The organism is Maribacter sp. UBA3344, assembly GCF_002362375.1.
Lineage (GTDB): Bacteria > Bacteroidota > Bacteroidia > Flavobacteriales > Flavobacteriaceae > Maribacter > Maribacter dokdonensis.
The window spans coordinates 252,617-271,976 of the sequence record NZ_DERI01000030.1 but is presented as its reverse complement, the minus strand read 5'-3'; the positions used below and the strand labels follow the sequence as shown (position 1 = coordinate 271,976).

20 protein-coding genes are annotated in these 19,360 nt (G+C 36.1%); 8 read left to right on the top strand and 12 right to left on the bottom strand.

What is annotated here, in order from left to right; genetic code table 11:
* Position 1: 1 nt before the first annotated feature.
* The 3 genes from B2Z27_RS19265 to tyrS all read right to left on the bottom strand — a co-directional run bounded on the left by B2Z27_RS19265 (position 2) and on the right by tyrS (position 2,450).
* Positions 2-448 carry a hypothetical protein gene (locus tag B2Z27_RS19265; protein WP_286814888.1) on the bottom strand — a complete coding sequence of 149 codons (447 nt, stop codon included), beginning with the start codon at positions 446-448 and terminating at the stop codon, positions 2-4.
* Positions 449-520: 72 nt separating this feature from the next.
* On the bottom strand, positions 521-1,054 hold the full coding sequence (locus tag B2Z27_RS19260) for a hypothetical protein (RefSeq protein ID WP_058104937.1): 534 nt from the start codon (positions 1,052-1,054) through the stop codon (positions 521-523).
* Between the two features lie 100 nt (positions 1,055-1,154).
* Complete coding sequence (gene tyrS, locus B2Z27_RS19255) at positions 1,155-2,450, bottom strand: tyrosine--tRNA ligase (protein ID WP_286814887.1); 1,296 nt, start codon at positions 2,448-2,450, stop codon at positions 1,155-1,157.
* A gap of 104 nt (positions 2,451-2,554) precedes the next feature.
* Between tyrS and B2Z27_RS19250 the strand changes: the two genes are divergently transcribed.
* A complete protein-coding gene (locus B2Z27_RS19250; protein ID WP_286814886.1) occupies positions 2,555-3,562 on the top strand; it encodes an NAD-dependent epimerase/dehydratase family protein in 1,008 nt (335 codons plus the stop codon).
* Here the strand turns inward: B2Z27_RS19250 and B2Z27_RS19245 are convergent.
* From B2Z27_RS19245 to B2Z27_RS19235, 3 genes are read right to left on the bottom strand one after another with little or no spacing between them, the layout of a single operon-like run.
* On the bottom strand, positions 3,543-3,977 hold the full coding sequence (locus B2Z27_RS19245) for a DUF4296 domain-containing protein (protein ID WP_286814885.1): 435 nt from the start codon (positions 3,975-3,977) through the stop codon (positions 3,543-3,545). The genes B2Z27_RS19250 and B2Z27_RS19245 overlap by 20 nt on opposite strands.
* Complete coding sequence (locus B2Z27_RS19240) at positions 3,974-5,311, bottom strand: dihydroorotase (protein WP_286814884.1); 1,338 nt, start codon at positions 5,309-5,311, stop codon at positions 3,974-3,976. Before B2Z27_RS19240 ends, B2Z27_RS19245 begins: the two co-directional genes overlap by 4 nt.
* Before the next feature lie 2 nt (positions 5,312-5,313).
* The gene (locus B2Z27_RS19235; protein WP_058104932.1) at positions 5,314-6,042 is read right to left on the bottom strand and encodes a polyprenol monophosphomannose synthase; all 729 of its coding nucleotides are present in this window, start codon (positions 6,040-6,042) and stop codon (positions 5,314-5,316) included.
* Positions 6,043-6,195: 153 nt separating this feature from the next.
* Here B2Z27_RS19235 and B2Z27_RS19230 point away from each other — a divergent pair, with 153 nt between their 5' ends.
* The 3 genes from B2Z27_RS19230 to B2Z27_RS19220 are packed head-to-tail and all read left to right on the top strand — an operon-like array spanning position 6,196 to position 9,256.
* A complete protein-coding gene (locus B2Z27_RS19230; RefSeq protein WP_286814883.1) occupies positions 6,196-7,851 on the top strand; it encodes an ArnT family glycosyltransferase in 1,656 nt (551 codons plus the stop codon).
* On the top strand, positions 7,851-8,504 hold the full coding sequence (locus B2Z27_RS19225; RefSeq protein WP_071340501.1) for a DUF4271 domain-containing protein: 654 nt from the start codon (positions 7,851-7,853) through the stop codon (positions 8,502-8,504). Before B2Z27_RS19230 ends, B2Z27_RS19225 begins: the two co-directional genes overlap by 1 nt.
* Before the next feature lie 8 nt (positions 8,505-8,512).
* Complete coding sequence (locus B2Z27_RS19220; RefSeq protein WP_058104930.1) at positions 8,513-9,256, top strand: uroporphyrinogen-III synthase; 744 nt, start codon at positions 8,513-8,515, stop codon at positions 9,254-9,256.
* 52 nt (positions 9,257-9,308) lie between these two features.
* Here the strand turns inward: B2Z27_RS19220 and pckA are convergent, their stop codons facing one another.
* The 4 genes from pckA to B2Z27_RS19200 all read right to left on the bottom strand — a co-directional run bounded on the left by pckA (position 9,309) and on the right by B2Z27_RS19200 (position 14,221).
* Entirely contained in the window at positions 9,309-10,925 is a 1,617-nt protein-coding gene (gene pckA / locus B2Z27_RS19215; RefSeq protein ID WP_286814882.1) for a phosphoenolpyruvate carboxykinase (ATP), read from the bottom strand.
* Between the two features lie 252 nt (positions 10,926-11,177).
* Positions 11,178-12,299 (bottom strand): glycerate kinase, encoded by a 1,122-nt coding sequence (locus B2Z27_RS19210; protein WP_286814881.1) that lies wholly within the window; start codon positions 12,297-12,299, stop codon positions 11,178-11,180.
* Positions 12,300-13,766, bottom strand: coding sequence for an SLC13 family permease (locus B2Z27_RS19205; protein ID WP_286814880.1), 1,467 nt, complete (start codon positions 13,764-13,766; stop codon positions 12,300-12,302).
* Positions 13,767-13,828: 62 nt separating this feature from the next.
* Positions 13,829-14,221, bottom strand: coding sequence for a DUF423 domain-containing protein (locus B2Z27_RS19200; protein WP_286814879.1), 393 nt, complete (start codon positions 14,219-14,221; stop codon positions 13,829-13,831).
* 81 nt (positions 14,222-14,302) lie between these two features.
* On the opposite strand from B2Z27_RS19200, the gene B2Z27_RS19195 reads away from it, so the two are divergent.
* The 4 genes from B2Z27_RS19195 (at position 14,303) to B2Z27_RS19180 (ending at position 17,275) form a co-directional block, all read left to right on the top strand.
* On the top strand, positions 14,303-15,676 hold the full coding sequence (locus B2Z27_RS19195; RefSeq protein WP_286814878.1) for a saccharopine dehydrogenase family protein: 1,374 nt from the start codon (positions 14,303-14,305) through the stop codon (positions 15,674-15,676).
* Between the two features lie 158 nt (positions 15,677-15,834).
* Positions 15,835-16,305 carry an Lrp/AsnC ligand binding domain-containing protein gene (locus tag B2Z27_RS19190; RefSeq protein ID WP_071340506.1) on the top strand — a complete coding sequence of 157 codons (471 nt, stop codon included), beginning with the start codon at positions 15,835-15,837 and terminating at the stop codon, positions 16,303-16,305.
* 38 nt (positions 16,306-16,343) lie between these two features.
* Positions 16,344-16,658 (top strand): hypothetical protein, encoded by a 315-nt coding sequence (locus B2Z27_RS19185; RefSeq protein ID WP_286814877.1) that lies wholly within the window; start codon positions 16,344-16,346, stop codon positions 16,656-16,658.
* A gap of 110 nt (positions 16,659-16,768) precedes the next feature.
* The gene (locus B2Z27_RS19180) at positions 16,769-17,275 is read left to right on the top strand and encodes a ferritin (RefSeq protein WP_058104923.1); all 507 of its coding nucleotides are present in this window, start codon (positions 16,769-16,771) and stop codon (positions 17,273-17,275) included.
* Between the two features lie 71 nt (positions 17,276-17,346).
* Here the strand turns inward: B2Z27_RS19180 and B2Z27_RS19175 are convergent, their stop codons facing one another.
* On the bottom strand, positions 17,347-18,042 hold the full coding sequence (locus B2Z27_RS19175) for a zinc metallopeptidase (RefSeq protein ID WP_071340509.1): 696 nt from the start codon (positions 18,040-18,042) through the stop codon (positions 17,347-17,349).
* Between the two features lie 135 nt (positions 18,043-18,177).
* Positions 18,178-19,278 carry an alanine dehydrogenase gene (gene ald, locus B2Z27_RS19170; protein WP_071340510.1) on the bottom strand — a complete coding sequence of 367 codons (1,101 nt, stop codon included), beginning with the start codon at positions 19,276-19,278 and terminating at the stop codon, positions 18,178-18,180.
* Positions 19,279-19,360: the final 82 nt, after the last annotated feature.

The window sequence follows — 19,360 nt, the reverse complement described above, 5'->3', positions numbered from 1 at the left end:
ATTATTTGACCAGTTGATAATCTAACCCAGGACCATCACAGGCCATCCATAAACTAGAAATTTCAGTTGAACTTCTGTAGATCAGTATTTCTTTATTATCGCCCGTACAGTTACCGGCTAACTCTTTCCCTGTTTCAAAAGTGAGTTCTAAATAATGATTTGGATCGTCATCGTATTCTAAAACCTCAATACTTCCGGTTGCCTCCATTACTTCTTCTTCCACAGTTCTAGATTTTACAAAAGTACCTTCTGGAGAGAAAATATAATACTCTTGCCACTCCATATCCTCGCCCTTAGTTTCAGAATTTTGGAAACTTCCGGACATTTGTGTCAACACCCATTTTTGTTCTGAAAACACAAATTGTGTAGATGCTAAACCATAATCATCATCACTGGCACAAGAAGCCAATGTAACTATTAACAAAATATAAATTGTATAATTTCTCATAGCACCAAGACTTGTAAGTAATTACAAGATACCCTAGTGTCCATAACGTTGCGTTAAGGCAATCTTAAATTATTAAAGACCTAAAATTTTGGCGTCTACAAAGAACGTAGAATTCACCTCCAATTCATGATCGGTACTCATTAATTCATCGGTTACAGTATTTAACCTTAGACTGAATTGATCTTTCTTGATATACTCTTTTAAATCAGCATCAGAGGTATCTAATGTTATTACATTGCCTGCATCTTCAGGCACTTCTTCTAAGTAAGCTATTCTAATTTCTTCTAGGTCATCTGCCGAAATATAAACCTCTATAGAGTTTAAAAAACTAAAATCTGCAGTATCAGGAGAGATGACCACCAATTCTAACTCGGTGAGCTTAATTTCCTCTATGAGATCTTTTCTAGTATCGTTTACTTCAAAAGTAGATTCTGAGTTCGTTTCCATTTCTGGCGTAAAAACATCAAAAGGTAAATCTATGCCCGCAGAAGATGGTATGGTAGCACGTTGACTATATTCCATATCAAACTTTGTAAGTTCATCTAATTTGTCACATGAAGAAAAAATGGCAAATAAACAGATAATGGAAATATACTTCTTGATCATAATTCAGGGGTTTATGCTTATTAACGAAGTATCCCCTTAATTATTTTAATAACTAAGGGGATACTTAAAGAATTATTCCATGCCAAAAAACGTTTTCATTTTAGTCATTGAAAACCAGTACAAAATAATTTTTCTTTCCTCTTTGTAAAAGCACAAATTTATTATTGATCAAATCATCTTCAGTAATTAAAAAGTCTTCTTTAACCTTCTCTTTGTTTACCGAAATAGAATTTTGTTTCAATTCTCTTCTTGCTTCACCATTTGACCCCAGGAAGTTTGTTTTAGCAGCCAATGCACCTATCATATCCAATCCGTCTGCCAACTCAGATTTAGAAAGTTCCGCTTGCGGTACACCTTCAAATATATCCAAGAACGTTTTTTCGTTCAGCCCCTTTAAATCCAATGCCGTAGATTTACCGAACAGAATTTGACTGGCCCTTACCGCATTATCAAGATCATCTTGGGAGTGTACCATTACGGTAATTTCATCTGCCAATTTCTTTTGAAGCAATCTTAAATGTGGCGCTTCTTTATGCTGCTCAATTAATTCCTCAATTTCTTGTTGACCTAAGAAAGTAAATATTTTAATGTATTTATCCGCATCCTCATCTGAGGTATTCAACCAATATTGGTAAAATTTATAAGGTGATGTTCTTTCCGCATCTAACCATACATTACCGCCTTCTGTTTTACCGAATTTAGTACCGTCTGCCTTTGTAATCAACGGACAGGTTAAGGCATACCCCTTACCACCGGCAATTCTTCTAATTAATTCTGTACCCGTGGTTATATTGCCCCACTGATCACTACCGCCCATTTGAAGGCTGCAGTTATGCTCTTTATACAAGTGAAGAAAATCATACCCTTGTACCAATTGATAAGTAAATTCCGTAAAGGACATGCCTTCTTTTGATTCTGCTGAAAGACGTTTCTTTACAGAGTCTTTAGACATCATATAATTTACGGTAATATGCTTACCGACATCTCTAATGAATTCCAAGAACGAGAAGTTCTTCATCCAATCATAGTTATTGACCAATACCGCAGCGTTTTCTTCGTCTCCTGAAAAATCCAAGAAACGAGATAATTGCTCTTTTAATGCCTCTTGATTATGACGTAGCGTTTTCTCATCAAGCAAATTACGTTCTGCAGATTTACCAGATGGATCACCGATCATACCCGTAGCGCCACCGATCAATGCATAAGGTTTATGCCCTGCCAATTGAAAATGACGTAACATCATTACGCCCACCAAATGACCTATATGTAAAGAATCTGCCGTAGGGTCAATACCCACATAAGCAGACTGCATATCTTCCAATAAATGTTCTTCTGTTCCTGGCATTGCATCATGCAACATACCGCGCCACTGTAATTCTTTGACAAAATTTGTCATTTCTTGCTTAATTTTAATTGTACTGCAAATATAAATGGAATTCTTGCCAGTACACAGAAGTTTAAAGCATGAATTTATCCACCTGTATTTCCTAAATTTGAATTATGGTATTAGTCACAGGAGGCACAGGTTTGGTGGGGTCGCATTTGCTACTGAAATTGACAAGGGAAAATATTGCGGTCAGGGCTTTATATAGATCTGCGGACAAAATTTCTCAAGTAAAAAAAATCTTTAGTTATTACACGGATGATTCCCTTTCCCTTTTCAACCAAATTGAATGGATCCAGGGCGATATTTTAGATATCCCCTCTTTAGAAAATGCAATTGTAAATATCACCCAAGTATATCATTGTGCCGCATTCATTTCTTTTGACCCTTCCGATTTCAAAAAATTGGAACGAGTTAATAGAGAAGGTACCGCCAATATTGTAAACATTTGTATTGCTGCGGGTATCAAAAACCTATGCCACGTAAGTACCATAGGCACTATTGGAAGAACACTCAACGGAGAAACCGCAACCGAAGAAACCGATTGGACCCGACAAAACGCCAACCCTTATGCCATTACAAAATACCTTGCAGAAATGGAAGTATGGCGCGGCGCCCAAGAAAATTTAAATGTGGTCATTGTAAACCCCGGCGTAATTCTTGGTCCGGGATTTTGGGATTCCGGCAGCGGTTCTTTTTTCAAAACAGCATCTAAAGGCTATAACTACTACCCTCCTGGAGGTTCTGGTTTTATTAGCGTTACAGATGTTGTAACGATAATGACGACTTTAATGAATTCTAATATTCATAGTGAGCGTTATATTCTAGTGGCCGAAAACCTTTCTTATAAAGACGTACTGCATAAAATTGCCTTGACCATGGGAAAAAGACCTCCCACAAAACCACTTAAGTTTTGGCAATTGAATATTGGAAGAATACTGGATAAATTAAAAACAATATTTACCGGTAGCAACAGAACCATTACTAAAAATACCATTTACGGTTTAAAACACCCTAGTATTTTCAACAACTCAAAAATTAAACAGGTCATAAAAACCGATTTTGAGAGCTTGGACGAGCAGATTACTTTTTCATCAAAGCTATTTATTGCTGAACACTCTTGATCGACGTTGAGTCTTTCTCATTAAGGTCAATATTTTTTTTAACCTTCTCTGCCTGGTTCATACTGTCACGTACTTTTTTTTCTGCTTCCAATTTTAATCGTTGCTCTTCCAATTCTTTTTCCACTTGTTTGTACATAGTTTCATAAACCAGTGGTTTAGATGCGTAATACCTGTCGCTATTTACAAATTGTGCACTATCGATCTCATACTTTTTAAAGATATAAGACGTTGGATCTACACCGTTTTCCCTAAGCTTACTAAGATTTGTAGCTTTACCGGCATTAACAATGGCCATATCTTTAATTATGGTGACCATTTTATCTTCTGGTATTAAATTATCCGGTTTTTCAATAAGTTCCTCCGCGCAAGAAGAAAATAACACCACCGCCAGGGTTAGAAATAGAAACTGTTTCATGATCTGTTGAATGTAAGTCTTTTTGCATTTCGTTTTTCAGAAAACACACCATTGCTATATCCCAAATGACCGTTGATAAAAGTATGTACCACTTTAGATGAGAACGTAGTATCTTCAAAAGGAGACCATTTACATTTATAAGCGATATTTTCTTTACTAACCGTCCAAGGGCTATTTAAATTAGCTACTACCAAATCTGCATAATAGCCTTCACGAATGTACCCTCGTTTTTCTATCTGAAACAATATTGCAGGATTATGACACATTTTCTGTACCATTTTTTCTAAGGTAATGGTACCGTCCTTGACCTTTTCAAGCATTGCGTTCAAGGCATGTTGTACCAATGGTCCGCCAGAAGGTGCCTTAGTATAAACATTGTTTTTTTCCTCTAATAAATGAGGTGCGTGATCTGTTGCAATTACATCTATTCTATCATCTAACAAGGCATTCCAGAGCATAACGCGATCCTTGGCGGTTTTAACCGCCGGGTTCCACTTGATCAGTGTTCCTTTATTTGCATAATCAGCATCTGAGAACCAAAGATGATGTATACATACTTCTGCCGTAATTTTCTTTTGCCCTAACGGAATATCGTTACGGAACAGATCAGTTTCCTTTCCGGTAGACAAATGAAACACATGCAACCTTGCCCCTGTTTTTTTAGCTAATGCAATTGCTCTTGATGAAGACAAATAACATGCTTCTTCACTTCGTATAATAGGATGCATCTCTACCGGAATATCATCACCATACTCCGCTTTGTACTTCGCAAGATTTTCACGTATGGTCGTTTCATCTTCACAATGTGCAGAAATGACCATCTCTGTATTACTGAATATGTTTTCAATGACTTTTTCATCATCTACCAACATATTGCCCGTTGAAGAACCTAAGAACAACTTTATTCCCGAACAGGCATTTTTATCAAGTCTTTTTAATTCCTCTAAATTATCATTGGTTCCCCCAAATAGAAAAGAATAATTTGCAAACGCAGAGTTTGATGCAGTTGCGAACTTTTCTTCCAATTTCTCTATGGTAGTTGTTTGCGGCGTAGTATTGGGTTGCTCCATAAACGTAGTTATACCGCCGGCAAGTGCCGCTCTACTTTCTGTTGCTATAGTTCCCTTATGGGTAAGGCCCGGTTCTCTAAAATGTACCTGATCATCTATGACCCCAGGTAAAATATGCATACCGGCAACATCTATAACCTCTGCAGCCGCATCAGAAATATCATCGGCTATTTTTGAAATTACATCATCAACTATTAGAATATCTTTTTCCTGTACTATTCCCTCATTAACAATTGTACCGTTCTTCAATACTATTTTACCCATATTTAAAACTTATTTTTCAGAAATAAACTTCTCATTTTCATTATAAACACTCCCCAAATCGCTTCACTAATGATTGACGAGCTCATTTTTGATTTTCCCAATACCCGATCTCTAAAAATAATGGAAACTTCTTCTATCTTAAAATGTTTTAAGTACGCCCTAAATTTCATTTCTATTTGAAATGCGTAGCCTACAAAACGAACCGAGTCTAGGTTGATAGCTTCTAACACCTCTCTCCTATAGCAAACAAAACCCGCTGTTGGATCATCTACCCGCATACCGGTGACCAATTTTACATAAATTGATGCACCATAGGATAACAACACCCTATACAAAGGCCAGTTCACCACATTTACCCCTTTTTTATAACGAGACCCCACTGCAAGATCCGCCCCGTTCTCACAAGCCTTTAAAAGCCTTAACAAGTCTGATGGAGTGTGCGAGAAATCCGCATCCATCTCAAAAATATAATCGTAGCCTTTTGCAATTGCCCATTTAAAACCGTGAATATAAGCAGTACCTAAACCAGATTTCTCCAATCTAGTTTCTAAAAAGAGTCTTCCTTTAAACTCTTCTTGCAGTCCACGAACGCAATCTCCTGTTTTATCTGGCGAATTATCATCTACTATAAGTACATGAAACTCTTTCTGCAACACAAATACAGCCCTAATTATAGCCTCTACATTTTCTATTTCATTATAAGTAGGTATGATTACTATACTACTGGACATAAGATAATTCTAGGTGTTTGGACAAAAGTAAGGTTTTAAAAGTCGTCTTAAAATGGCCTACAATATCTTTATGAAATATTTAATCTAGGTAGGTAGTCTTAAATTTGTAATTTTACCACTTAGTACTTTATGCAAATGTTGACTAAAATACCCATGCAGTTTTATTTTTTTTTGGCTGCAATTTTCATTCTAAACCTTGTTCAATCTAGTTTTACGCAACTCATTTTTGATGAAGCTTACTACTGGTATTACAGCCAAAAAATGGCATGGGGCTATTTTGATCATCCACCCATGGTGGCCCTACTGGTAAAACTCAGCAGTTTCTTTTTTAATGGTGAGCTTGGCGTACGCTTTATAAGCTGCATTCTTTCTGCCGTCAATATTATTCTACTGTGGTTAATGATAGACAATCCAAAAAAGAACGATTACATTACCCACTATTTTGTTCTGGTTTTTTCCATGACACTGCTTAATGCCTACGGTTTTTTCACTCTACCAGATACGCCTCTCTTATTTTTTACAAGTTGTTTTTTGTTGACATATAAGCATTTCATCAAAAAAAACACTTGGGGCCTGGCCATTTTAATGGGTGTTTTTATGGCTGCGTTAATGTACAGTAAGTATCATGCCGTTTTGGTAATTTTCTTTGTGCTATTATCAAACCTAAAACTTACTACCAACAAATATGCTTGGTTAGCGGTCATAGTTGCATTAGGTTGTTATGCCCCTCATTTTTACTGGCTTTATGAAAATGATTTTGTATCCATTAAATATCATTTATACGAACGCCCCAATGCGGCTTATAGTTTTGAAAAATACACTTTAGGTTTTCTCGTAAACCTGGTTGCTATCTTTGGTCTAACTTTTCCTTTTATCTATAAGGCACTTTTTAAAACCAAAGGCAACGATCTCTTTAATAAAGCTCTAATATATCTAACTTACGGAGTTTTGATTTTCTTTTTTATTTCTAGCTTCAATAGAAGAGTACAAACACAATGGATCATCATTGTCTGTATACCTCTTGTAGTTATTGCTTTTAACTACATGCTACAAAACAAACAAGCCTTAACCTGGATTTTTAGATTAGGACTCATCAATACCGTTTTAATACTTTATTTGAGAATGGGACTTGCCTACCAGCCCTTGCTCTTTAATTTCTATTATGAAAGCCACGGCAATAAAGAATGGGCAAAAGCCATTGAAGATGAGGTTGGTAACATACCGGTAGTGTTTGAAAACTCGTACAGAAACGCCCCCATGTATTCATTTTATACAAATGGCACACCTACGTTTTCCTTAAACAACTTTATGTACCGTAAAAATCAATATTCTATAAACGATACAGAAGAGCAAGTGCGCGGTAAAGATGTTGCCTATGTTTCTAAATATTTAAACAACCCTGCATTTACCTATACAAGAGAAGATGGCGGACTCTACAAAGGTAAATACATTTCTAACTTTCAATCATACCGCAAATTAGATTGTATTATTGAAGATGATGAGGTAAAATTGCATACGGATAAGGCTATTGGCCTAAAAGTATATAATCCTTACAAAGAAGACATAAACCTTAAAAAACTGAAATTCGCCGTAACGTACATGGATAACTATAAACATCCATTAGAAACCTTACGAATATCCCCAGAAACTTTGCTTAATGGCATTACAACTTTGAAAAAGCAAGATACTACGGTATTTAAATTTCAACTACCAAAAACTAAAACAGAAAATATTGGCTACTTTAGGGTTGTGATTTCTGAAAATGACCTTTTATACGGTCTAAACGGAAAACCAATTCCCGTAAAATAATGGAACCCATTGCAAGAACATTTGGACAAACCGATTGGATTACCATAACCCTTATGGCTAGTCTCTTGTTCCCTATAATTGCAAAAAGCATCTATTATCCACGTTTTTTAAATTTTATAATACTACCGTTCAACAACAAGTACATTAGCATGTACACCAAGAAAGAAAAACTGTTTAATTGGTTTCATTTTCTAATGAGCGTGTTTCAAGTGATCAATTCTACACTTTTTATTTTTTTTATTTGGCGTTCTTATTTTAATCCTACCGAAGCAAAAAACCCATATATTTTTCCTTTACTACTTGCAGGGGTTTTCTTATTTATTGGTACAAAAACCATGGCTCAGCTTTTTAACGGATTCATTTTTAATTCATACAATACGTTTAACGAGCTGATATTTAAGAAATTAACTTACTTAAATTATTCTGGCATTATTCTGTTTATAGCCAACGTATTTTTAGCTTATGTTTTTATAGACTCAAAAATTATCATAATCATAGCTTTAATTTTATTTTTAGTTATCAATATAATTGGTTGGATAACAGTTCTGAACAACTATCAAAAATTTATAAGCACCTATTTTTTCTATTTTATTTTGTACCTTTGCGCACTCGAAATTGCACCCTTAGTTATTATGGGAAGCTTTCTAAAATAGTGCAGCATATGAAAGTAAAAACGATTTTGGTCTCTCAACCTGAGCCAAAAATGGAAAACTCCCCCTATTCCAAGCTTATCGACAAAGAGAAAGTAAAGGTTGATTTTAGACCGTTCATTCATGTAGAAGGAGTTGACGCAAAAACAGTTCGCCAGCAAAAGATAGATCTGAACGATTTTACCGCGATTATCTTAACCAGTAGAAATGCAGTAGATCATTTCTTTAGAATTGCGGATGAAATGCGCTTTAAAGTGCCAGATTCAATGAAATACTTCTGCCAATCTGAAGCGGTTGCCTATTACCTTCAAAAGTACGTGGTCTATAGAAAACGTAAAATATACGTTGGAAAAAGATTATTTGCCGATTTGGTACCATTGATCAAGAAGTACAAAGATGAAAAATTCCTACTTCCTTCTTCTGATGTATTAAAGCCAGATGTGCCCGAAACATTAGAATCTTTAGGCATCAATTGGAAAAGAGCAATTTTTTACAAAACCGTTATAAGCGACTTGTCCGATCTAAGAAATGTTTATTATGACATTTTAGTTTTCTTTAGTCCGTCCGGTATTGAATCTTTACTACAGAATTTTCCAGATTTTGACCAGAAAAATACTAGAATAGCCGTATTTGGAAATTCTACCGTAGATGCTGCAACAGACGCAGGGTTAAGAATAGATATTAAAGCCCCAACGCCAGAAACACCATCTATGACTATGGCGTTACAGAAATATATTATGAGCGTTAACAAATAACGAACTACATACATAAAAAAAAGCCTTGCAATGCAAGGCTTTTTTTTATCTCCTAAAACGCGTACCGTTGTGGTCCGCCCCTTCTTATTTCTTCACTGGCATAACTTTCAAACTTTTTAAAGTTTTCCCTAAAAGCATTTGTCAACTTAAACGCAGTGGTGTAATATTTTTCATCATCGTTCCAAGTAGCTCTAGGACTCAAAACCGATGTTGGTACCCCAGGACACTCTCTTGGCTGTGCAACACCGAATACTGAATGTATATGGTATTTATCATAAGAATAAAGACCTAACTCTCCACTTAAGGCAGCTGAGATCATTGCTCTTGTATACTTTAATTTCATTCGAGTTCCCACTCCATAAGGACCACCTGTCCAACCCGTATTTACTAGCCATACATCTACACCAGACTCTTTCATTTTCTTACTTAGCATTTCTGCATACTTAGTTGGGTGCAAAGGCATAAACGGAGCTCCAAAACATGCAGAAAATGATGGTACCGGCTCTACAACACCAGCTTCTGTACCTGCCACCTTTGCCGTATAACCAGAAATAAAGTGGTATGCAGCTTGACTAGGAGTTAATTTAGATATTGGAGGTAGCACACCAAAAGCATCAGCGGTCAAAAAGAAAATATTCTTCACATTCTTACCAATTGATGGCTGCTGAATATTATCAATATGATGAATTGGATAACTCACCCTTGTATTTTGAGTAATTGAAGTATCTGAAAAATCAACATTACCCTTATCATCTAAAACCACATTTTCCAGAATTGCCCCTGGCTTAATGGCACCATAAATTTCTGGCTCTTGCTCTTCAGACAAGTTAATGACCTTGGCATAACAACCGCCTTCAAAATTAAAAACGGTATTTCTACTGGTCCAACCATGTTCATCATCACCTATTAGTTTTCTATTGGGATCAGTTGACAAGGTTGTTTTACCCGTGCCTGATAGTCCAAAAAAGATTGCTGTATCACCATCCTCACCAACATTTGACGAGCAATGCATTGGCAATGTTTCTTTATATACCGGTAAAATAAAGTTCAATGCAGAGAAAATTCCTTTTTTAATCTCACCCGTATAACCCGTACCACCGATCAAAGCAATTTTATCGGTGAAATTTAAAATAGCAAAGTTATGTTGTCTTGTACCATCAACAGCAGGATCTGCCATAAAACCGGGTGCATTAATTACCGTCCATTCTGGAGTAAAATCTTCCAATTCCGCCTCGGTAGGTCGTAAAAACATATTATACGCAAACATATTAGACCAAGAATACTCATTAATGACCCTTATATTCAATTTATAATCCTCATCTGCACAGGCATAACTATCTCTAACAAAAAGTTCTTTTTCGTTTAAATAGTCTATTACCTTAGTATATAGTGCATGAAATTTTTCTTTTTCAAATGCAATATTGATATTACCCCACCAGACCTTATCTTTTGTGATATCATCTTTAACTATAAATCTATCCAAAGGAGATCTGCCTGTAAATTCACCGGTTTTGACCGCAAGTGTTCCGTTACTGGTTTCAACTCCCATGTCCATTTCCAGAGTTGCTTTTTGAAGCTGTTCAGGGGTTTCTTGATAATGAAAATTGGCGTGTGTAATCCCATAATTTTTTAGGGATATGGTATTCGCATTTGTCATTGAGCTTTTCATGCTTTAGAAAATTTGTTCGTGTAAAACTAAAAAAATAAAAGCTGAACCTCTGATTTTCAGAGTCCAATTAGCACCTTTTCACGAAGAAATACGAATTCAATTAAAGATTGAGTAAAAAGGAAAATTATTCGCAGGCACTTTATATTTTTCAATACACATTATAAAGCAATAACGTATTATAATTGCATTATTGTTATTTACACCTTAAAATTTTAAGAAATAAATAAAAAAACGACTTTTTTTTACTAATTTTTAGATGAAATATTCTGCAGTTTTAGCGGATAAAAGTTGGGCGGCATTCTTCATATTATAATCAAGATCCTTACTGGTATCTTGTATTTCCAATACATCAAAAACACCTTTACTCTTTAAAGCATCTTTTGATATTTGTAGTGCTCCACAAATTGTGATTACCGGGATTTTATAATTTTTACCAAGTTTAATTACTCCTTGTAATAATTTACTGTTCAGGTTTTGCTCATCTATTTTACCTTCGCCAGTTATGATATAATCAAATTTTTCTTGATTCAACAGTTGTTTTAATCCAGATAATTCAACACTAAAGTCCATGGCTCCCAAACCTTTGGCACTTAAAAACGTTTTCAACCCAAAAGCTGCTCCACCCGCAGCCCCTGCACCCGGCAAATCATTATAAAATACTTTATATTTTTCTGAAACTACTTTGTTCAGCCTTATTAAACCCTTATTCAATTCCATTATAGAATTTTCGCTTGCCCCTTTATATTTTGCATAAACAAAAGCTGCACCGTCTTTACCAAATAATGGATTAGCAACATCATGAACCATAAAAATGTCTACATCTTTCAATTGTGCTATAACTCTAGATTCGTCTATGGATTTAATTAATTGCAAACTTGACCCCAAAGGCATTAGCACTTCTCCCTTATCATCTAAAAAATCATATCCAAGAGCACTGGCTATCCCAATTCCACCATCATTGGTAGCACTTGCGCCAAGACCTATATAAATATGTTTAATACCTTTCCCTATAGCATCTTTTATTTGTAATCCTGTTCCATAAGTACTAGTAAGCATTGGGTTTCGCTCATCATAGGACAACAATTGCAGACCAGAAGTATTTGCCAATTCTATATATGCGGAATTACTCTGCTTATTATATAGGTAGTACGATCGTATTGGCTCACCTTTTGGGTTTTCACTGATTACATCAACAGAAATACATGGCCTATATTTTGCTACGGTATTTAAAAACCCTTCTCCACCATCGGTTGCCTTAATATATTGGGTACTAAAAGGCTTCCCTAATTTTTTCATACCGGAAACAAATGCATCTGCAAAAGCTTCACTCGTTAGAGAGCCTTCAAATTTATCTGGAATTAGTAATAGTTTCATTTATTTAAATTTCTGGGGGAAACTATTTATTGAGATATCCCATAATTCTGGGAGAATAAAATATACAAAAAAGGTCAATATAAAAATAGAAATTATATTCATAAATAAACCCTTACCTACCATATCCGGAATTCGCAGGTAACCAGAACCAAAGACTACGGCATTGGGTGGTGTGGCAACCGGCAACATAAAAGCACATGATGCCGCAACCGCCGCCCCTACCATTAACACAAAAGGGTGCACATCTATGGTCAAGGCCATTGGCGCCAATACCGGCAGTAACATTGCGGTCGTAGCCAAGTTAGAGGTTATCTCGGTTAAAAAATTGACCGAAGCTATCAATACCAATATGAGTATAAGTATTGGTAGACCCGATAAAGTTGTCATTTGACCACCTATCCACTCGGCTAGTCCACTAGATTCAAAACCTTTGGCCAAGGCCATACCGCCCCCAAAAAGTAGAATAATTCCCCAAGGCATTTTTACCGCTTCTTCCCAGTTGATCAATTGCTCACCTTTTTTCTTTGAAGGAATTAAAAACAACACAATAGCAAAAAATATGGCTATTATGGTATCATCAAGCGCTGGTAGCAGTTTTTGTAATAAAACTGACCGTGTAATCCAACAGAATGCGGTCAAGGCAAATACCAAGGCAACGACCTTTTCTTCATAAGTTATTCTGCCAAGACTTGACAATAAGCGTTGTATTTCTTGTTTCCCGCCCGGAAAAGACTTTTGTTTAAAGCTAAAGGCATATTTGGTCAAGTATTTCCAACAGATAAAAATTAGGATAACGGAAATAGGCAAACCAAAAGCAAACCATTGCATAAACGTTATTTCATAACCATAGGTATCCAATATGACCCCTGCCAACACTAAATTGGGCGGAGTACCTATTAAGGTTGCAACACCACCAATAGATGCACTGTAGGCTATTGCCAGCATCAATGCCTTACCAAAGGTCTGGTTTTCATCTTCTACGGTATCTGGGTTATCCTGTAATTGTTTAATTATAGCCAAGCCAATGGGCAACATCATCACTGCCGTAGCCGTATTGGAGATCCACATGGACAAAAATGCAGTTGCCATCATAAAACCTAAAATTATCTTTCTAATATCAGAACCTATTAAATTGATAATATTCAGCGCTATTCTTCTATGTAGATTCCATTTTTCTATTGCAATGGCGATTATAAAGCCCCCCATATATAAAAAGACATACTTATGACCAAACGCGCCAGATGTTGACGATAGATCCAAACCACCTGATAACGGAAACAACACCAAGGGCAGCAATGCAGTTACCGCAATAGGAATTGCTTCGGTTATCCACCAAATAGCTATCCAAATGGTAGATGCCAATACGGCATTTGCCTGTACGGACAAACCTTCGGGACGAAAAAAGAACAGAATAAGTATAAAGGAAACAGGACCCAAAACCAGACCCAATAATTTAGTTTTACTCATAAAAGCACCATTAACGGGTTGAAAATACGTTATTTAAGAACTAACTAGAGCTATTTAGCCGGCTATTTCACAATTTTAGACCTTAATATATTATAACCCAAGATCAACCATGCCGCTATCAAGAAAAGTCCTCCGATCGGTGTTAGTGGTCCAATTACCTTGAGGTCAATACTAAATAGCGAATTCAAAGACAACAGGTATATGGAGAATGAAAACAATAGCACTCCTATAAACGTGCATATATAAATTGTTTTTTCTGACTTTAGAAATTCTTTTGGCAACAGACCAAGCGCAAATAAGAAAAAAGCATGATACATTTGATACCTTACCCCGGTTTCAAACGTCGTCACTGCTTGGGTATCTACCAATTTCTTCAACCCATGTGCACCAAAAGCTCCAAACACCACCGCCAGCATTCCAAATACGCATGCAGTTGTTAAAATTGTTTTTTTCATAACTTTAACTATAACTTTTTTTATAAATGTAACAATTTGATACCTTAGTAAATCCTTACCAATCAAAAATACTGAAATCGTATGATGCGAAAAATTCTTGTTATAGGCGCAGGTAAATCTACCTCCTATTTATTAGACTACCTATTAGGCAAAGCAACCACAGAAAATCTACATATTACTATTGGCGATATAAATCCCGCTGCCATACCAACATCTATTGCCAATCATAGCCATTGTACCGTTATTGGTTTAGATATTTTTAATGAAACGGAGCGAAAGGATTCTATTGCAGCTTCTGACTTGGTTATTTCTATGCTACCTGCCCATTTCCACATTAAGGTTGCAGAAGATTGTGTTCAACTGAAGAAGCATTTAGTCACAGCATCTTACGTTAGCCCTCAATTATTGGGCTTAAATGATAAGGTAAAGGAAAACGGATTGGTTTTTATGAACGAAATAGGTTTAGATCCAGGGGTTGATCATATGAGTGCCATGCAAGTTATAGACCGTATTCGTGAAAAAGGAGGCAAAATTATACTGTTTGAATCTTTTTGTGGCGGTCTTGTTGCCCCTGAACATGATAACAACCTATGGAACTATAAATTTACTTGGAACCCAAGAAATGTAGTGCTCGCAGGACAAGGTGGCACGGCTAAGTTTATACAGGAAGGCACCTATAAATACATACCTTACCACAGACTTTTTAGAAGAACAGAATTTTTTGAAATTGAAGGTTACGGAAGATTTGAAGGTTATGCCAACCGTGATTCACTGAACTATAGAGAAGCTTACCAATTACAAGACGCCCTAACCATATATAGAGGTACCATGCGCCGTGTAGGGTTTTCCAAAGCATGGAACATGTTTATACAATTAGGGGTTACAGATGACACTTACTCCATTGAGAACTCAGAAAACATGAGTTACAGGGAATTCATTAACCTATTTCTTCCTTATTCTCCTACAGATTCCGTAGAACTTAAACTAAGACATTACTTAAAACTTGACCAAGATGATATTAGATGGGATAAATTACTTGAACTCAACATATTTGATCAAACTAAAGTACTAGGTATACCAAACGCCACCCCAGCTCAAGCACTTCAAAAAATTCTTGAAGATAGCTGGACACTTAAAGCCGAAGAAAAAGATATGATCGTTATGTACCATAAATTTGGTTATGAATTAGATGGAGAAAAAAAACAAATTGATTCTAAATTGGTGGTAACAGGTGAGAACCAAACCTTTACCGCCATGGCAAAAACAGTTGGTTTACCCGTAGCCATGGCAGCATTAAAAATACTTAATGGCGAAATAACAACACCGGGAGTTCAAATACCCATTTCTAAAGAGGTTTATGAACCTATATTGAAGGAACTGGAAACTTATGGTGTAAATTTCAAGGAATATGAGGTACCTTATTTAGGGTACAACCCCAATTCTGTAATTACATAAGGTATTTTAACTATCATTCTGAAACCAAATAAGTACATTTATGTTTTGATTCCTTATTGAAGATGCAATTTCTTTAAGGCTTTCCTTGAAATAATAAACATATTCATAAGCTCACCTCCAATCTATTCTATGGATTGGGGTTATTGATTTAACGATATATGAAAACACCTACTTCTTTGGCTAAAATTGACGGAATTGACAAAAAGATCTTACGATTTCTAATGGAAGACGCTCGTAAACCAGTACTAGAAATTGCTAGAAGTATTGGCATATCTGGGGCGGCAATACATCAGCGACTAAGAAAACTAGAAGCATCTGGACTTTTATCAGGTTCTAAATTTATTGTCAATCCTAAATCATTGGGTTATACTACCATGGCGTATATTGGCATTTATTTAGATAAAGCTATGAGCAACCCAATGGCAGTAAAACAACTTGAAAAAATACCCGAAGTGTTAGAGTGCCATTATACTACCGGAAACTGGTCTATTCTTATTAAAGTACTTTGTCGTGACAACGAACATTTAATGCAAGTGTTAAACAAGGAAATTCAAGCAATAGAGGGAGTTTCAAGAACAGAAACCTTTATTTCATTGGCACAACAGATCGACAGGCAAATCACTATTTAATATTTTGATTTAATCTAAATAAGCTTTAGATTTGCCCTATGAAAGTGGTTTTTCAATCTAAATTTTATACGCTTTATCAATCCGATAAAGAGAAATGTCATTACCTTGACATGAACCAAAAGACCATTAAACTATCTTTTTGCCAGTTGCTTGCCCTACGCAACAAAGTGCAAAATATTTCAATAGAAAATCATTTTGATTCTGACCTTAACAAACATGGTTTTGAAGTATTAATGCTTTGCAACAAAGAGCACTTATTCATATTAAATACCATTGAGCTTTTAGACTTAAAAACGTTGGTAGACTATAGTTTTATATCGCTTGATATAGACCACATAGTAACCACACCTTAAAGTTTACCCGGTTTTCTTATTTATAATTGGTCTTAAATCAAATTCAAATTAAGACCCAAATACTATAATTCATATTATAGTCGTTACTTTTATACTAAATTTTAAGAGAAATGAAAGATATAGCGAGATTAAACATGAGTATTAAGGTAACATCTTTAGATGCCCTTAATGACCAAATACAGATGGAAGGCAAGGCTTCTTCATCTTATTTAGCAATGGCATCATGGTGTGATCAGCATTCATATACCGGTAGTGCAGAATTTTTCTACCGACAAGCAAATGAAGAACGTGAACACATGATGAAAATTTTCAAATTCATCAACGATTGTGGTGGCAATGCAATTTCACCGGAAATATCGAATATAAATCATGACTTCTCTTCTTTAGAGGAAATTTTTGAAACTGCATTAGAGCAAGAAATTGCCGTAACCAATTCGATCAACAAAATCATTTCTTTGGCGAAAAAGACCGAAGATTTTGCTGTTGAGAATTTCTTACAGTGGTTTGTAAAAGAACAATTAGAAGAAGAGAAATCTATGAGAGATATTCTAGACCTATTTGAAGTAATCGGTAGAGAAGGAATTGCCCTTAAATTAATTGATGAGCGTATTAAATAAATAACTCATTTAACTTAAAAAGGGGAGCTTACAAAAGTAAGCTCCCCTTTTTTTATACTTATACTTTACGTTTAGTCTCTTCCTCCAAATACTTGAAGCCCCCAGTAGACCAAAGTTGCCAATGACCCAATAGCAGCAACTAAATATGTACGTGCCGCCCATTTTAGAGCATCCTCTGAGCCTTCATACTCTTGTGGAGTAACAACGTTCTTATTCTTAAGCCATGCCAATGCCCTATTACTTGCATCATATTCAACAGGCAAGGTTACAAAACTGAACAGTGTTGCCATACCCATCATTATTAGACCGGCAACAGCTACCCAATAACCAAAACCAACACCGGCTGCGGCACCCAATGCCAAACCACCAAACACAACCCACATAGACATCCCAGAGGTTACACTAACAATAGGCACCAATTTTGATCGCATACCCAACCACTCATAGGCTTGTGCATGCTGTACGGCATGCCCTACTTCGTGAGCGGCCACCGCAGCTGCAGCAGCATTTCTTTGATTATACACACCTTCGCTTAAGTTGACCGTTTTATTTTTTGGGTTGTAGTGATCTGTAAGCATACCAGCAGTAGATACCACTTTTACATCGCGTATGCCATGATCCGCCAACATCTTTTCAGCAATCTCGGCACCACTCATTCCATTTTGCAAATGCACCTTAGAATAATGCTTGAACTTACTCTTTAATTTATTACTAACTAACCAGCTGACCAAAGCTATAGCCCCGATCAATATATAATATCCCATCATAACTTTTCTAATTTTAAATCGATTAAATATACTAAAGATTCATACTTAATTATGAATCTACATGTATAAAAGCAAAAACCCCGCCAAATTCCTTTCGGATATGACGAGGCATATTTTACTGACAATTTGTACAGATTAGGCTACAATCTCTTCCCAACCAAAAGCTTCCATTATCTCTTGATATACCACTTTGCCTTCTACAATATTTAATCCCTTATGTAAAGATGCATCTTTTTCACAGGCTGCTTCCCAACCTAAATTAGCCAACTTTAACGCGTAAGGCAAAGTTACGTTGGTCAATGCCATGGTAGACGTATAAGGTACCGCACCTGGCATATTAGCTACAGAATAATGCACCACATCATCAATGATATAAATAGGATCTTCATGCGTGGTAGGCCTGGTAGTTTCAACGCATCCGCCTTGATCTACCGCAACATCCACGATTACAGTTCCTGGTCTCATTTCTTTCAACATGTCTCTAGTAATCAAATTAGGAGCTTTAGCACCTTTCAACAAAACACCACCTATAATTAAGTCGTGCGTTTTAATTAATTTTCTAATATTAAACTCGTTTGAGAATTCTGTTACCACATGTGGCGGCATTACATCATTTACATAACGCAAGCGCTTCATGTTAATATCCAAAATAGTAACATGCGCACCTAGGCCTGCTGCCATTTTAGCAGCTTGTATACCCACTACACCTGCACCCAATACCAAAACCTTACCTGGAGCAACACCTGGAACACCTCCCAAAAGTACTCCACGTCCTTTTACAGGTTTCTCCAAATATTTTGCACCTTGTTGTATGGCCATTCTACCTGCAACCTCTGACATGGGCGTTAAAAGTGGCAAAGTCCCTTCTTCATCTTCAACGGTTTCATACGCTATACAAATGGCTTTTTGTTTGATCATTGCCTTTGTCAATGCTTCACTAGATGCAAAATGAAAATATGTAAATAGTATTTGCCCTGCTTGAATTAGATCGTACTCTTCTTCTATAGGCTCTTTGACCTTTACGATCATTTCGCTCATGGCATATACCTGCCCGATCGTATCAAGAATAATTGCACCAGCTTGTTGATAATCTTGATTGAAAAAACCACTGCCTTCACCAGCCTCTGACTGTACATATACTTTGTGGTTGTTCTTTACCAATTCGAAAACACCGGCCGGCGTCATACCTACCCTGCTTTCATTGTTCTTAATTTCTTTTGGAATACCAACAATCATGATTTATCATTTTATATTACTCTGCAAAATTGATACTAATTAGTCATATATCAAACAATAATTCGATAAAACACAGGGGTCT

Excerpts from the sequence above, each read along its gene's own strand:
- B2Z27_RS19265 (WP_286814888.1), bottom strand. The coding sequence starts at position 448 with ATGAGAAATTATACAATTTATATTTTGTTAATAGTTACATTGGCTTCT.
- B2Z27_RS19260 (WP_058104937.1), bottom strand. The coding sequence starts at position 1,054 with ATGATCAAGAAGTATATTTCCATTATCTGTTTATTTGCCATTTTTTCT.
- tyrS (WP_286814887.1), bottom strand. The coding sequence starts at position 2,450 with ATGACAAATTTTGTCAAAGAATTACAGTGGCGCGGTATGTTGCATGAT.
- B2Z27_RS19250 (WP_286814886.1), top strand. The coding sequence starts at position 2,555 with ATGGTATTAGTCACAGGAGGCACAGGTTTGGTGGGGTCGCATTTGCTA.
- B2Z27_RS19245 (WP_286814885.1), bottom strand. The coding sequence starts at position 3,977 with ATGAAACAGTTTCTATTTCTAACCCTGGCGGTGGTGTTATTTTCTTCT.
- B2Z27_RS19240 (WP_286814884.1), bottom strand. The coding sequence starts at position 5,311 with ATGGGTAAAATAGTATTGAAGAACGGTACAATTGTTAATGAGGGAATA.
- B2Z27_RS19235 (WP_058104932.1), bottom strand. The coding sequence starts at position 6,042 with ATGTCCAGTAGTATAGTAATCATACCTACTTATAATGAAATAGAAAAT.
- B2Z27_RS19230 (WP_286814883.1), top strand. The coding sequence starts at position 6,196 with ATGCAGTTTTATTTTTTTTTGGCTGCAATTTTCATTCTAAACCTTGTT.
- B2Z27_RS19225 (WP_071340501.1), top strand. The coding sequence starts at position 7,851 with ATGGAACCCATTGCAAGAACATTTGGACAAACCGATTGGATTACCATA.
- B2Z27_RS19220 (WP_058104930.1), top strand. The coding sequence starts at position 8,513 with ATGAAAGTAAAAACGATTTTGGTCTCTCAACCTGAGCCAAAAATGGAA.
- pckA (WP_286814882.1), bottom strand. The coding sequence starts at position 10,925 with ATGAAAAGCTCAATGACAAATGCGAATACCATATCCCTAAAAAATTAT.
- B2Z27_RS19210 (WP_286814881.1), bottom strand. The coding sequence starts at position 12,299 with ATGAAACTATTACTAATTCCAGATAAATTTGAAGGCTCTCTAACGAGT.
- B2Z27_RS19205 (WP_286814880.1), bottom strand. The coding sequence starts at position 13,766 with ATGAGTAAAACTAAATTATTGGGTCTGGTTTTGGGTCCTGTTTCCTTT.
- B2Z27_RS19200 (WP_286814879.1), bottom strand. The coding sequence starts at position 14,221 with ATGAAAAAAACAATTTTAACAACTGCATGCGTATTTGGAATGCTGGCG.
- B2Z27_RS19195 (WP_286814878.1), top strand. The coding sequence starts at position 14,303 with ATGATGCGAAAAATTCTTGTTATAGGCGCAGGTAAATCTACCTCCTAT.
- B2Z27_RS19190 (WP_071340506.1), top strand. The coding sequence starts at position 15,835 with ATGAAAACACCTACTTCTTTGGCTAAAATTGACGGAATTGACAAAAAG.
- B2Z27_RS19185 (WP_286814877.1), top strand. The coding sequence starts at position 16,344 with ATGAAAGTGGTTTTTCAATCTAAATTTTATACGCTTTATCAATCCGAT.
- B2Z27_RS19180 (WP_058104923.1), top strand. The coding sequence starts at position 16,769 with ATGAAAGATATAGCGAGATTAAACATGAGTATTAAGGTAACATCTTTA.
- B2Z27_RS19175 (WP_071340509.1), bottom strand. The coding sequence starts at position 18,042 with ATGATGGGATATTATATATTGATCGGGGCTATAGCTTTGGTCAGCTGG.
- ald (WP_071340510.1), bottom strand. The coding sequence starts at position 19,278 with ATGATTGTTGGTATTCCAAAAGAAATTAAGAACAATGAAAGCAGGGTA.